The organism is Acinetobacter sp. 742879 (genome assembly GCF_000588535.1).
In the GTDB taxonomy this organism is placed as follows: Bacteria; Pseudomonadota; Gammaproteobacteria; order Pseudomonadales; family Moraxellaceae; genus Acinetobacter; species Acinetobacter pittii.
The window spans coordinates 40,823-55,825 of the sequence record NZ_JFYC01000017.1 but is presented as its reverse complement, the minus strand read 5'-3'; the positions used below and the strand labels follow the sequence as shown (position 1 = coordinate 55,825).

The window sequence follows — 15,003 nt, the reverse complement described above, 5'->3', positions numbered from 1 at the left end:
TGTGAAGTTGATAACTAAAGTTAAAACATTGCTGATCACAATGTTTTAACTTGTCTTGAATTTAGTTAAATATTGAACGTTAAAATTTAAAGGTATAGTCAACATTCAAACGCGTTTCATTTGTCGAATGAAATGTCATATTACTTGGCATATCGTTGCGATAGTGAGAAAAACGAGCTCGCACTCCCAAACCTTTTAACTTACCTTCAGGAATTTTATAGCCTAAATCAAATTCCATCGACTCTTCTTTAAAACGCTGATCGCCATATTGCAACAAATCAATGTCTTCACCTTTTGCGTAGCGAGTCATAAAGCGTAGCCCATTTAATGAAACATCACCTACCCGCGCATTTTTAAAGTCATATTCATAACGAATCGAATAGACTTTTTCATCTTTATTCGAGTAGTCTGAGCTCATAAAATCAAGCACGACTGGACTTTCAGTTCCCGACAAAAATGGCAGACCAGTCGAGCCAAACGACTGCATGTAGCCCAAAGAAATCGTATGATTTTGATAGCTCAAACCAAATAAGCCACTAATATGGCGGTTATCAACCTCTCCTATTTTTTTACTTCCAGTTTCTTCACTATTAAAAAAACGCACGTCGCTTAAAAAATTAAGTTGATCATTTAAAGGTTGTTTGCCGTTAAAGCCTAAAAACTGTTGCTGGTAAATGTCTTTCAGTTCTGCATGATAAGCACGCAAACGGTAGTCCTTTAACTGATAGCTTCCACCTAATGTATAAAAAGAATCGGTAGTTGCCGCTTTGTCAAAACGATGGTTGATATTGTCTGTTCCAACATCGGTATAACGAATGGAATCGCGCTGCCGCACTTCGTCGACATAAAAACCTTCGAGTTGAAGATTGGGAATTTCATTTGAAACAAAGCGAATACCGCGATAAGTCTGAGGGAACAAACGCGCTGGCGATGAAAATATGGTTGGTAATTGTGGAACTAAATCTCCCACAAAAAGCTCATTTTTTCTAAATTTAGCCTTTCCTGTAATACCTATTTTTCCATAATAATCATCACGCGAGTTGTCGGTATTCACTGGTAATAAACCACTACGTGCATAGTCATCAGCTCGGCTTCCCATTAGGTTAAAACCTGCCATTGCCAGTACATCTACACCAAACCCAACTGTCCCTTCGGTATAACCAGACTGTCCTTTAAAAATTAGACCCTGCGCCCAATCTCTACCTGCTGTATAGGGATATGGATCCTTTTTATAGTCTCGGTCAAAGTAAAAATTACGTAGTGTTAGCTCAGCTTTACTGTCTGCAAGAAATTCGGCATGCACAACTTGACTAAATAATGGGCACAAGCATACCCCCACCCACAATGGCGTCTTTTTCATTTTTTATCTCAACTATTTAATTTTTAATGGATTAAGGTGCTGTTTTAAGAGAGTAGTTTTGCTCTTTTTGACTGCGGTAAAAAGCATTACCCAAACTTAAAATCAGGAAAATAGCCAAAATAAACACCACGCCGTAATAAGCATATAGCGTTGCGGGTGCTATCCCTTTATCCAGAAAAATGCCTGCGACCGTTGGCGATAAAATTGCTCCAATTCGTCCAAAACCAATTGCATAGCCCACGCCGCGACTACGAATTTCAGCATCATAAATTGTTGGAGAAATCGAATATAAACCTGCCACACAGCCATTAATGAGTGTGCCAAGTAATAACCCCACCATGAGTGCTATGCTGACTTGAGATGAGACTGCGACAAATAGGAAAACACATGCAGACGTTAGACCTAAAAACAGGCTTAAGGCATAGAAGATTTTCATACGTGATGCCAATAAACCAATAATAGCTGCCCCGAAAATACCGCCAATACTAATTAAAATACCGGTACTTACGCCTTGTTGTGGCGACATTCCCATTGAAATTAGAATTTTTGGTGTCCAGCTCATGACAAAGTAAAAGCCAAACATCACTAAAAAGAATGCAAACCACAAACAAAGCGTTTGAAATCCAAGTTGTCCTGCAAATAATTTGACCAGTTCACTGCCATTTTGCGTGCTGATTTTTTCATAACGCGGCATAACTGGTAATTCGTTTAGCCCCATACGATTTACAGTGGCATTAATTCGTTCTAGTGCCTGTTTTGGTCGTTTCGCGAGTAAGTAATCTAAAGATTCAGGTAATAACCATGCGCTGATCAGCAGCATTGCAATGGTAGTCACCCCTCCTGCTAAAAAGATTGAACGCCAACCTAAGTGCTCAATCAATGCCAGTGATAATACTCCACCAAGCGTCGCGCCAATTCCGTAACCGGTAGACATTAAGCTCACAGCAAGACTGCGCCAACGTGCATTGGCATATTCACTTGCCAGTACATTACTACTCGCAAGGATGCCACCCACCCCAATTCCAGTAATAAACCGAAGTGCTGCTAACATGCCGTGACTTTGTACAAAAGCACAGCCCAGCATGCTCAGACCTGCAATGACAAGACAAACTAAGATGAGTAAACGGCGGCCAATTTTATCGGCTAAAGGTGCAAGAAAAATGGAACCGGCAGCCATGCCGAAAAGGCCAGCACTTAACAACAAGCCAATTTGTGCGCCTGAAAGTGACCACTCTGCTGACACGGATGGAGCAGTAAATGCCATTACCATCACGTCAAAGCCATCAATAATATTGAGACAAATACAGATCAAAATAACGAACCATTGATAGCGGCTCATATTGTTTTGATTGATCTCACTTAGAACGTCTCTTTCCATTTGTGTATCTCCCTTGGATAAGACATACACACGACATTGCTAGATGAGCGATTGGGTGGTTATGCATATCCGTATCCATAATGACCTAGAGGAATATTTGTTTTTTGAGCATCCTGCTCTTTTTCTATACTGAATATTTGGATCCAAAAAATCAACTAAAATTATAAACGGATTATTAAAAAGTATATAAACACATAAATTATATAAGTATAAAATTATTAAAAACATAAAATTAGAATGCTTGAATATTTTTATGGATCCATATTAAAAAATCTATTATGATCGATTCCAGAGCATTTTTTAGCCAAAAAAAGCTCAGTTTATTTCCAGGAAATGCAAGATGCATTTTTAAAACATCAAAGGATTGTTGTTATGAAACTCAAAAGAGTAAGTCAGCTCACATTGGGACTTTTTTTTGCCAGCCAATTGTTTTACACAGCGCAAGCAGCACCTCCAAAAAATCAACAACCACCTAACATCATGATTATTTTGGCCGATGATCTTGGATTTTCAGATATTGGCGCTTATGGCGGCGAAATTAAAACCCCTCATATTGATAGTTTGTTAAAGCAAGGAAAAATGCTTTTTAATTTTCATGCTTCATCAATGTGTTCACCTACTCGTGCACAACTTATGACAGGTGCAGATAACCACTTGGTAGGTTTAGGTGCGATGTATGAAACTTCAAAACGACAAGAAAAATTGGTTGGCGCCGATAGCCCGCGTGCACTCCTCAAAATTGATGGCTATTCAGGTCATTTAACGCAAAATGCTTATACACTCACAGAGATTTTAAAGACAAAAGATTATTACACCTTCATGGTCGGTAAATGGCACTTAGGCTATGCTCCCGAACAAAACCCTAAAGCCCGTGGTTTTGATCAATCTTTTGCTCTGCTGGATGGCTTCGATTTACACTTTAAAGACCAACCCAAAAACTATCCGCGTAATACTCAATACACAGAAAATGGTCAAAAGGTTACATTGCCAGACAACTACTACTCAACCGACTTTTTTACGCAAAAAGCGTTTGAGTACTTAGACAAAAATAAAGCGCAAAAACCATTTTTTCCCTACCTAGCCTATACCGCTCCACACTGGCCACTACAAGCACCTGCTCATTATAGAGACTTATATAAAGGTAAATATGATCAAGGCTACGATGCAATTCGCAAACAACGCTTTCTTAGACAAAAGCAACTAGGATTAATTCCTGCAAATGCAGAATACACAGTCGAGCGTGGTAATCAAGCTTTAGGTACTAAAAGCTGGAATGAACTTACACCACAAGAGCGCAAATACGAAGCGCGTAAAATGGAAGTTTATGCTGGCATGGTCACCCAGTTAGATGATCGAGTGGGCGATGTTATTCAATATCTTAAAAAGCATCATTTATATGACAACACTTTGATAGTATTTATGTCAGATAACGGCGCTGAAGGTGGTGATCATAATTTCCCAATGGGTGATGCCGACAATCGCTATGAAAATATAGGCAATGCCAGCTCATATGTTTACATGGGACCACGCTGGGCCGAAGTGAGCAGCACACCATTTACCCACTGGAAGTCAGCTGCTTCAGAAGGCGGTGTGCGAGTTCCATTTATTGTTAAGTCACCTGTGCAAATTTCTAAACAACGTGGAATCAACAATAACTTTGCGACAGTCAGAGATATATTCCCAACTGTGATGGAACTCGCGGGGATTCAAAATAATCAGGTTTATCCAACTTCAAGCACCAAAATTAAACCATCTGGTTTTAGTCTGATCCCTGCTTTTAAGGATAATACTGCCCGTATTCGCCCTGTTAATTATTATGACTTTAAAGAATTACATGGCAGCCGCTACGCCAAAACTGACGAATGGAAACTTGTTGAAAACTCACCTTCTAAATTTAAAAGCCACGGTTGGGAACTCTACAATTTAAAAACAGATTTTAATGAGCAACATAATGTTTACGCAGAACATCCTGAAATCGTCAAAGTCTTAAATGACAAATATTTAAGATATGCTGATGAAAATGGTGTTGTGGATTTTGAGCAATACAATAAAAAGTAGGGAAAACCAGATGAAACAGATCATGATGCTTTCATCGTTTCTCTTACTTTGTGCGTGCCAAAAAGCCACACCTCAACTAGAACAGACCACCTTGCCCGACCTAGGCACTAAAGCTAAATGTACTTCTTATTCAGGCCTTCCTTCGGGATGGCCTAACAATAAAGAAGCAGGCATGGTCAAGCTTCCGCAAGGAAAAATTGTTTTAGGCACTACACAAGGTTATGAAGATGAACGCCCATTAAATTTACAGACAACTTCCGTTCCCGCTTTTTTAATTGATGCAACTGAAGTCACCAATGCCCAATTTCAAGTGTTTGTTAAACAAACGGGTTATGTCAGCGATGCAGAAAAGCAAGGTGGTGCAGCTATGTTTGTACAGCCAGATCATCCAGTTGAAGAATTACAGTGGTGGAAATTTGAAAAAGGCGCCAATTGGAAACATCCATGGGGCCCAAACAACCCTAAACAACCAGCACCTCATGAGCCTGTTCGTATGGTGACATGGAATGATGCTTACGCTTATGCAAACTGGCTAGGTCATGACTTACCGACCGAATTTGAATGGGAATATGCAGCCAAAGGTTTTCAGCAAAATTCCGATATTGGCCCGACCCATGAAGGCCATATTGTAGCCAATTTCTGGCAAGGTGAATTTCCATATAAAAATGTTCAGGAAGATGGTTTTAAGGATGTTGCCCCTGTTGGCTGTTTTAGTAAAAACCCATTTGGCTTATATGACTTGATTGGCAATGTATGGGAGTGGACGCAAACACCCTATACAGGTCCAAGAGATCACCATATGGGAGATCCCTCGAAATATCGGCAAAGTCACGAACAGATTTTGCAATATACGATTAAAGGTGGATCTTATTTATGTGCAACCAATTATTGCGCGCGTTATCGTGCTGCCGCGAGGCATCCACAGGAACTCGACCTTGCCACCAGCCATGTCGGATTTAGAACAGTAAAACGCTTTTAAACGGATTTAAAAATGAAGCATATTTTTATTTATGGGATTTTCTTCTCAGGGACAACCCTTGCCTGTTGTTTAGCTCATAGTGAAGTAGATGTTAATTTTCAAAATACACTCACACTAAAAACATTCAACTTCGACAGACAATATGAAAATGGTACTAGTCCCGATACTCATAGCTTGAGCCAAGGTCTGATTTATCGTGGTGACTGGTCAACCAAGCTTAATGATGTACAGCTCCACCTCAATCCAAGCATCCAATATGCATATCGCCTAAGTAACGACCAACATACCAATGATATGGTCATACCTTTTGACCCTAACACAAAAAAACAAGCGCAAGACTATGTTAAATATGGCTTAGGTGCTGGAGTTGAATATCAAAACTTTCGCATGAATGTAGGTGAAATCACTCCCGACTCACCACTTACGCCACAAGTGGATACACATCAATTACGAGTGAACTATAAAGGCTTGGAATTAAAATATAAGACACCGCAACAAAATTTCGAGCTGGGTTTGATTAACCGTTATTCACCCAAAAATGAGGAGGACTACCACAAACTAGCCATATCAAAACATGAATCTGACGGACTCTATTTCTTTCAATGGGATGGCAAAACACCTCGATACCACTGGAAATTTTATAATGGCTATTTAACTGACCTCATCAATCAAAGTTACTTTGCTTTTGATTATCAATGGACAAAACAGCACACCACAAAATTACGTGTGTTTCGCCACGATGATGTCGGCAAATCAAAACTTGGAGAATATGACAATACATCTGTAGGGGCTATGCATTTCATTAAACATGGCAACTTTACAACTGGAATTGGCTACCAAGAAAACTTTGGCAAAGATGGTATTCCCAAACTCGACAATATACCCATCCCGCATATGGTGAACTGGACCTTAGGCGCGTTTACCAAAGCAGATGAAAAGTCTTATCATTTCGTTGCCTCGTATGACTTTAAAGACTACATCAAGGGTCTAAAAGTGACCTATAAATATATTTATGGTGATTCATTTCAGACCATGAATCAAAATGATTTTGAGCAAGAAAGTGACGTGTTGATTCAATACGACCTAAATGCTTGGATTAAAAATCTTAAGTTTCTTTTCTTAAATATTAACTACGACACCAAACATGGCAAAAGTCTGGATGAACAGCGCATGATGCTTCACTACACAGTTAATTTCTAAATCTTTACACTCCCATAATGGCTTAACTGAAGCTATTATGGATCCAAATAAAAACTAATAAAAATTTCACTCTAAAATTCCAAAGAATAGCAAAAGTCCTTAACAATATTTAAAAATATACAAATTAACCAACTTTAAAGAACAATATTTTTGAATAAATATACTGCTTATCAATTGACCAATATTTTTATTTATTATAAATTGGATCCAATAAGTGATAAGGAGTCGTCACAATGTTTATTAAAAATGCTTGGTATGTTGCCTGCCGCCCAGAAGAAATCCAAGACAAACCATTAGGTCGCACTATTTGTGGTGAAAAAATTGTTTTTTATCGCGGTAAAGAAAACCAAGTTGCAGCCGTTGAAGATTTTTGTCCCCATCGCGGCGCCCCACTTTCACTTGGCTATGTAGAAGATGGCAACCTTGTGTGTGGTTATCATGGTTTAGTCATGGGTTGTGACGGAAAGACCGTTTCAATGCCAGCTCAACGTGTAAATGGTTTCCCTTGCAACAAAGCATATGCAGTTGTCGAAAAGTTCGGCTTTATTTGGGTATGGCCAGGCGAGAAAGCTTTAGCAGAAGAAGCAAAACTGCCAACTTTAGAATGGGCAGATCATCCTGAATGGAGCTATGGCGGAGGCCTGTTTCACATTCAGTGTGACTATCGCCTGATGGTCGACAACCTGATGGATTTAACCCACGAGACCTATGTTCACTCAAGCAGTATTGGGCAAAAAGAGATTGATGAATCATTGCCTGTCACTAAAGTTGACGGCGACCATGTCATTACCGAACGCTATATGGAAAATGTGATCGCACCTCCATTTTGGCAAATGGCCCTTCGCGGTAATCATTTAGCAGATGATGTACCTGTTGACCGTTGGCAACGTTGCCACTTCTTTGCGCCAAGTAATGTCCACATTGAAGTAGGTGTAGCGCATGCTGGACATGGTGGTTATCACGCACCAAAAGACAAAAAAGTTTCCTCAATTGTGGTTGATTTTATTACGCCAGAAACCGAAACCTCTCACTGGTATTTCTGGGGAATGGCACGTAACTTCCAGCCAGATAATGCTGAACTCACCGATCAAATTCGTGAAGGCCAAGGTAAAATCTTTACTGAAGATTTAGAAATGCTGGAGCAACAGCAACAAAATATTTTAAATAATCCACATCGCAAATTACTGATGCTCAATATCGATGCAGGCGGTGTACAGTCTCGCAAGGTGATTGAGCGACTGCTTGCCGAAGAAAATAAAACACCTCCTGAAACATCCGCACAGAAGTTTCCAAACATTCGGATTATTTAAAGGAGTATGAACATGGACGTTATTATTCAGAAAATTCACCAGCTCACCCCGACCATTCGTGCGTTTGAATTGGTTGCAGCAAATGGTACAGAGCTACCGAGTTTTGAAGCAGGTGCGCATATTGATGTGCACCTAAAAAACGGCCTCACCCGTCAGTATTCACTTTCAAACTGCTGCACTGAAAAGCATCGCTATGTCATTGGTGTTTTACATGATGCCAATTCACGCGGTGGCTCACGTTGCATTCACAATGAATATCGTGAAGGCGATCATTTAAAAATTGGTGAGCCACGTAATTTATTTGAGATTCACCCTCAAACCAAACAGGCGGTTTTATTTGCGGGTGGTATTGGTATTACCCCGATTTTGTCGATGGCATATCGACTCAAGTCGGCCAATATTCCTTTTGAATTGCACTACTTCGTTCGTAGTCATGAAATGATTGCCTTCTATGGCAACTTAACCGAACACTTTGGTGACCAAGTTCATTTTCACATTCAAGACCAACCAGACACCGAATGTAATATGGCAGAGGTTTTGGGCCAAGCTTCACCTGATAAACATTTATATGTGTGTGGACCTACAGGGTTTATGCAGTTTGTCATGAGCTCGGCCGAACAAGCGGGTTGGCATAGTGAACAGTTACATCAAGAGCATTTTGTCGCCCAAAAAGTAGATACGTCTAATGATGAAGCTTTTACCATTGAAGTAAAAGGTACAGGCCGCAGAATTGAAGTGTTACCAGAGCAGACTGCTACTGAAGCATTAATTGCAAATGGTTTTGATATTCCTGTTTCGTGTGAACAAGGTATTTGTGGCACGTGTATTACACGCGTTGTAGAAGGCACTCCAGATCATCGAGATATGTTTATGACCGATGAGGAACATGCACTAAATAACCAGTTTACGCCCTGCTGTTCTCGTGCAAAAACTAAAAATCTTGTGATTGAGCTTTAATACTCAAGTTCCTTTATTCGAAAATAAAGGAACTTATTTTACCTTAGGCGCTGAGAACATTTCTTAGCGTTTCACCCAAAATCACCACACTACTGTGCTCACGCATTAAAGTTTCAGCACGCCCTGCCTGACGATGTACCAATGCATCGAAAATCGAACAATGTTGTAAATGCGCATAGTGCAAACGACGATATTCAGACAAAGCTTGATTCTGGTCATAGGTAATAGCTTGAGCAGATGCCATTGGTAGCTGATTATTTTTCGCCAAGGCTTGTATGAGTGCGACGTTTTGCGCGCCTTCAATAATCGTGTCATGAAAAATGACGTTGAAATGGTGATAACGTTCCAGTTCAGCATCACCAAACTCGTCTGTTTCATTAAATAGTTTTTCAGTTTCTTGAATGCAATGTTGTAGCGTCTTTTTTTGTTCTTCGCTTAGGCCTTGTTCTGCCAAAGTTTTCGCAGCCAAACCTTCCAGAACACCGCGTACTTCAAGTGCGTCATGTACCAGTTGTTCTGAAATTTCACGAACCGTGTAACCACGAGTTGGGTTTTTAATGAGGAGGCCTTCTTGCTCGAGCAACCGAAAGGCAATACGAACAGGCTGCCTTGAAACACCAAGTAACTCGGCAGTCGGAATTTCGGCAATTCTGGCACCGCCTTCAAGTTCCCCTGAAATAATCATTTTTCTTAGTTTAAGTAAAACTTGTTGTCCTGAAGACATTCGCTGCCACACATCACCAAAAACGTCACTTCGATGCTAGCAAGTTCATTTGCAAAATGAAATAAATTTTCTGTGTGAATCTAACAGCTCAGACATTTATAAGCATCCACTTTATGGATCAAGATTAAATTAATTTTTTAAAAAAGTACTCAACTTGGTTTACTGTCATATCAAAATTAACTTATTTTTTATTTTTAAATTGATAAAATATAGTCGTAAATTTATTAAATAATATAAATAAAAATATTGATTATTAAGAGTAATTTAAAAACCACTCTATAATAAATCTTCAAAACAACCTCTTTAATAAAAAATAAATTTATAATATATTTTAAACTCATTTATTTTAGATTATAGGTATTTAATCACCTTTTATTAAATATTTACTTTCAAATCACTCATTAAAAAGGATGACTTTATTCTCGTTTTAAAATTAATAACACAGCTTTAAAACGACAATTTTAAAAATTATTTATATTTATCAGATTAGAGATTTATCGATGAGAAATTTATTATTTTTTAAAAAATTACCGCTAATTATTGCATTAAGTATGGGCTTAATGGCTTGTAATGATAGCGATAATGATCCAAATGAAACTTCACCTGTTACGACTCCTTCCGCAAGTGTTGCCTTACAAGTGTTTGATAATACTACAGGTAATCAAATTAATAATGCTCAAGTTAGCATAGTAAATAAAACAGTATCATTAAATACTGATATAGAAGGTAAAGCACAACTACAAAAAATTGCTGTTGGTCGATCTGTCATTAAAATTAGTAAAACTGGTTATGCAGATCAATTTGTTACTGTCGATTTAGTGGATAAGCAAGAACTCTCAGGTATTATTGTTCAACTCATACCTTTAAATTTAGGAGGGTCTGTTTCTGCCATCACTGGTGGAACGGTAAACTTAGCAAACAGTACAGCTCAAGTTGTTATTGCCCCAAATAGTCTAAAACGTGTAGATGGACAGCCTATTCAAGGTAATGTAAATGTGAGTTTTGCACTCATTAACACTGCACAAGAAGTGCGCAATATGCCAGGCGATTTAGCAACTCAAGTGAACAATACAAGAGCACCGTTGGAAAGTTTTGGAGCCATGGTTGTTGATTTGAGAGATAGCACTGGTGCAAAAGTTGAACTGATAGCTAACCAATTGGCTAATATTCGTATTCCTTTAATGGCGAGAGGAATTGCCCCTGCTACCATTCCACTTTATTATTTTGACCCTACTCGTGGTTATTGGCTTCAGGATGGTAACCAAACACTCACCTTACAGACGGATAACAACGGAAATCGTTTCTACGCAGGTAGCTCAAGTACATTAAATGTTGTAAATGCAGATATTCCTTATCAGACCACAAATGTTGCTGGCTGCTTAGCAGATTCAAGTGGAAAACGAATTGCTAATGCTCAAATTTTGCTTGAGGGCAAAGACTACTCTGGCTACACCATTACTAATACCAATAATAATGGTGAGTTCTTAGCCGCAGCAAAACAAAACTCTATTGTATTAATTAATGGTCAAGCAAATAGTTTACGCAGTAATACCGTTGAACATACTGTATTAGCATCAAATAGCACTTTAAATGATTGCTTAATTTTAACAGAGCCAAGCCAAAATATTACGGTTAGGTTGACTTGGGGCCAAAACCCCGATGATATTGACTCGCATATGCTAGCCCCGGATGGCAGTCATGTTTCATTCATCGATCAGGGAGCGCTTTTGCGACATCCTTTTATAAGTTTAGATGTTGATGATACGACGAGTTATGGCCCTGAAGTGATCACATTAAGTAAATTAATGGTAGGTGATTACCATTATTTTGTTCACAACTATTCTGGTACATCCAATCCAGGTATTTATGGTTCACCAATAAAAGTTGAATTAAACACAATGAAAGGAACTCAAATTTTTACACCTACTTCAAATACTGGAGAAAGCTTCTATTGGAGTGCATTTAAAATTAAAGTTGCTGAAAATTGTGATATTACAGTGACCCCAACAAAACAATGGCTAAATTCAGAACCAACAGTCTCTCCATCTGCAATAAAATATTGCTCTAAATAAATTTAGTATTATATACAGCGATTTAAATAATCTTTAGATCGCTGTTTTTCAATTTATTAGTATAATTTACTAATTTTAGAAAATCTTAATCTAAATTATTTAAAATTTTTAAGATTATTCACCATAATATCGAGGTTATTACGAATTAAATAAGCCAAGTTAATATCAATGCCTTCAAGCATTTTTTCTTCAACTTTCAAAACCACTTCATTACATTTATTTAGCTTATCAATACCGCTGTCTGTCAGTGTAATTAAAATACGGCGGCCATGTGTTGGGTCAGGGTTTTTCTCAATCCAACCATTCACCAGTAAATCTTGCAAAATTTTGTTGGCAGATTGCGGCTTAATGAAAGAGCGCTCAGCAAGCTTGGCATTGGATAAATTACTTTTTGAAGCTAAAACAGAAAGTGCAGTAAATTGCGGCAAGGTAATTTCAAGCTCTTTTAAATGTTCTGTTAAATGTTTACTAATAATTCGGTCAACACGAGCAATCATATAACTTAACTTAGGCTCATCTTCTACTTTTTTTGGAACTAAATTCGAACGTACCATAACCTTTCATTCATCATAAGAAAATCTGTAGTGAAAGTATGAGGTTCTAACCCCATACTTTCGTTAAAACTTAGCGAGCACCTGAGCTTTGTACTAAATGTACAGGCTGTTTAGGTTTCTTGACAAGAAGTAATGCAGAGATCGCTGCAATTAAAATCACTGGAATACTTGAACCAATCACGATGGTCGAGCTTTGCCCAAGCGAGAGTAAAAAACCAGCCATTAAAGGTCCAGCAAACGAACCAATACGCCCGATTGCAACCGCAGCGCCAACTCCGGTTCCACGCATTTCGGTTGGATAATACATGGCAGCCAAACCATACAACGCCGATTGCCCACCCACAATGAATAAGCCACAGCCCACTGCCGAAAGTGCAAGTAAAGCAACGGTTGGGGATATTGCTAAACAACAAAGCGAAAATAAAATACCGAGATAAATCAGCTTAATCACAAAACTCATGCGTAATTTATCAAGTAATACACCCATGAGAATTGAACCTAAAATTCCACCAACGTTGTAGCCCATCTGTACATAGTTTGCCTGAAGTTTCGATAAGCCTTGCGCGCCCATCAGTAACGGCAACCAGTTCAACAAGAAATACAGTACCACCAGCGTACAGAAAAAACTGACCCAAAGTTGAATGGTCGACATACGACGCTCTTTTGCAAATAAAACTTCCAAGAATGGAGTCGTTTTTTGCGCTTGACCTTTACGTTGCAGGTAATCATTTGACTCAGGTAAAAAGCGCATAATCAGTGGAATGAGTAAAATTGGCGCAATCCCACCAATATAGAAAATATGACGCCACTCTGCATCGCCAGCCAACGACATGGCAACTACAGAAGTAAGTAATCCACCAAAAGGAATACCGCTATACATAATACTTACCGCGGTACCTTTATATTTATCAGGTACAGCTTCAGATGCCAGTGTAATCATCATTGGAAGTGCCCCACCCATTCCTAAACCAGTACAAAAACGAATGAGTAACAGCAAACTAAAGTTAGCAGCATAAGCCGTTAGCAAAGACATAATTCCAAAAAGTAAAATACTAAAAATCAGAATTTTCTTACGCCCGACAATATCGGCAAATCTACCGCCTAATATTGCACCTGGTAACGTCCCTAAAATTGCAGCACTAAACGCCCACGCCATCTGGGCATTGTCTAACATGAACTCAGCCCGCATTCGTGGAGCGGCTACCCCCATTGATTGAAGATCAAACCCTTCAAAAATTGCTATGGCAAAGCACAGTAGCAACGTGATTTTTGCCCTTGAAGGCTGTCCTGATATTTTTTCCATTGTGTTGTCCTTTATTGACTAGTCGTTCCATTTAGCCCTTTGTGTATTGTTGTTTAAACACACCAAAAATATCAGTTAAACTTACTAAAAAATCAACATATTTTTATATTAAATTAATTTAAAAAATAATTAGTATTTATAATACAATGAATTAAAAAATATTTATGAAATTTTATAAAAAAGACTTGAATGTAAGTTTAACTGATATTAGATTAAATCCCAGAACAGCTAAAAATCATTCAAGGAGTATGAAGATGAGTTATGAAAACCGCTGGGAAACAGTAGATGTCAAAGTTGAAGATGGAATTGCATGGGTCACCCTGAACCGTCCAGAAAAGAAAAATGCCATGAGCCCAACACTTAATCGTGAAATGATTGATGTGCTCGAAACTCTTGAGCTTGATCAAGATGCACGTGTTTTAGTGTTGACGGGTGCAGGGGATTCTTGGACAGCGGGTATGGATTTGAAGGAATATTTCCGTGAAGTCGACACTCAGCCTGAAATTTTCCAAGAACGTATTCGCCGCGACTCATGTCGCTGGCAGTGGCAACTTCTTCGTATGTATTCAAAACCAACCATTGCTATGGTTAACGGCTGGTGCTTTGGAGGCGGTTTCTCACCTTTAGTGGCTTGTGACCTAGCAATTGCAGCAGATGAAGCAACTTTCGGTTTATCTGAAATTAACTGGGGCATCCCACCGGGTAACCTTGTAAGCAAAGCAATGGCAGATACCGTAGGTCATCGTGCATCTTTGTATTACATCATGACGGGTAAAACCTTTAGTGGTAAAGAAGCTGAAACCATGGGCCTTGTGAATAAAAGCGTACCGCTTGCCCAATTAAAAGCAGAAGTGACTGAACTTGCAAATTGCTTACTTGAGAAAAACCCTGTGGTTCTTCGTACCGCTAAAAATGGCTTTAAGCGTTGCCGTGAACTGACATGGGACCAAAACGAAGACTACTTATATGCCAAACTTGATCAATGTATCCACCGAGATACTGAAAATGGCCGCCAAGAAGGTTTGAAACAATTTTTAGATGAAAAATCAATTAAACCGGGTTTACAGAGCTATAAACGTACTGGTTAACTTTTGATTCTTTAATGGCA

The 15,003-nt window shown here is 38.8% G+C and carries 12 protein-coding genes; 7 read left to right on the top strand and 5 right to left on the bottom strand.

What is annotated here, in order from left to right:
• Window positions 1-79: 79 nt before the first annotated feature.
• Window positions 80-1,360 carry an OprD family outer membrane porin gene (locus tag J690_RS20465; protein ID WP_032037990.1) on the bottom strand — a complete coding sequence of 427 codons (1,281 nt, stop codon included), beginning with the start codon at window positions 1,358-1,360 and terminating at the stop codon, window positions 80-82.
• 31 nt (window positions 1,361-1,391) lie between these two features.
• Window positions 1,392-2,738: an MFS transporter gene (locus J690_RS20460; RefSeq protein WP_032037987.1), complete on the bottom strand. Its 1,347-nt coding sequence runs from the start codon at window positions 2,736-2,738 to the stop codon at window positions 1,392-1,394.
• Window positions 2,739-3,110: 372 nt separating this feature from the next.
• Here J690_RS20460 and J690_RS20455 point away from each other — a divergent pair, with 372 nt between their 5' ends.
• The 5 genes from J690_RS20455 (at window position 3,111) to J690_RS20435 (ending at window position 9,242) form a co-directional block, all read left to right on the top strand.
• Entirely contained in the window at window positions 3,111-4,796 is a 1,686-nt protein-coding gene (locus J690_RS20455) for an arylsulfatase (RefSeq protein ID WP_032037984.1), read from the top strand.
• A gap of 25 nt (window positions 4,797-4,821) precedes the next feature.
• Window positions 4,822-5,775, top strand: coding sequence for a formylglycine-generating enzyme family protein (locus J690_RS20450; RefSeq protein WP_081405263.1), 954 nt, complete (start codon window positions 4,822-4,824; stop codon window positions 5,773-5,775).
• Window positions 5,776-5,787: 12 nt separating this feature from the next.
• Window positions 5,788-6,975, top strand: coding sequence for an OprD family outer membrane porin (locus J690_RS20445; RefSeq protein WP_032037979.1), 1,188 nt, complete (start codon window positions 5,788-5,790; stop codon window positions 6,973-6,975).
• 233 nt (window positions 6,976-7,208) lie between these two features.
• Window positions 7,209-8,285 (top strand): aromatic ring-hydroxylating dioxygenase subunit alpha, encoded by a 1,077-nt coding sequence (locus tag J690_RS20440; RefSeq protein ID WP_014206162.1) that lies wholly within the window; start codon window positions 7,209-7,211, stop codon window positions 8,283-8,285.
• 12 nt (window positions 8,286-8,297) lie between these two features.
• Complete coding sequence (locus tag J690_RS20435; protein WP_032037976.1) at window positions 8,298-9,242, top strand: PDR/VanB family oxidoreductase; 945 nt, start codon at window positions 8,298-8,300, stop codon at window positions 9,240-9,242.
• A gap of 43 nt (window positions 9,243-9,285) precedes the next feature.
• Here the strand turns inward: J690_RS20435 and J690_RS20430 are convergent, their stop codons facing one another.
• Window positions 9,286-9,978, bottom strand: coding sequence for a GntR family transcriptional regulator (locus J690_RS20430; RefSeq protein ID WP_005802836.1), 693 nt, complete (start codon window positions 9,976-9,978; stop codon window positions 9,286-9,288).
• 488 nt (window positions 9,979-10,466) lie between these two features.
• On the opposite strand from J690_RS20430, the gene J690_RS20425 reads away from it, so the two are divergent.
• Window positions 10,467-12,038, top strand: coding sequence for a carboxypeptidase regulator (locus J690_RS20425; protein ID WP_032037974.1), 1,572 nt, complete (start codon window positions 10,467-10,469; stop codon window positions 12,036-12,038).
• A gap of 95 nt (window positions 12,039-12,133) precedes the next feature.
• Here the strand turns inward: J690_RS20425 and J690_RS20420 are convergent, their stop codons facing one another.
• Together J690_RS20420 and mhpT are read right to left on the bottom strand one after the other, a co-directional pair.
• Window positions 12,134-12,592 (bottom strand): MarR family winged helix-turn-helix transcriptional regulator, encoded by a 459-nt coding sequence (locus tag J690_RS20420; protein ID WP_032037971.1) that lies wholly within the window; start codon window positions 12,590-12,592, stop codon window positions 12,134-12,136.
• A gap of 70 nt (window positions 12,593-12,662) precedes the next feature.
• Complete coding sequence (gene mhpT / locus J690_RS20415; protein WP_032037968.1) at window positions 12,663-13,895, bottom strand: 3-(3-hydroxy-phenyl)propionate transporter MhpT; 1,233 nt, start codon at window positions 13,893-13,895, stop codon at window positions 12,663-12,665.
• Window positions 13,896-14,143: 248 nt separating this feature from the next.
• Between mhpT and J690_RS20410 the strand changes: the two genes are divergently transcribed.
• Window positions 14,144-14,983: a p-hydroxycinnamoyl CoA hydratase/lyase gene (locus tag J690_RS20410; protein WP_169538806.1), complete on the top strand. Its 840-nt coding sequence runs from the start codon at window positions 14,144-14,146 to the stop codon at window positions 14,981-14,983.
• Window positions 14,984-15,003 lie beyond the last annotated feature (20 nt).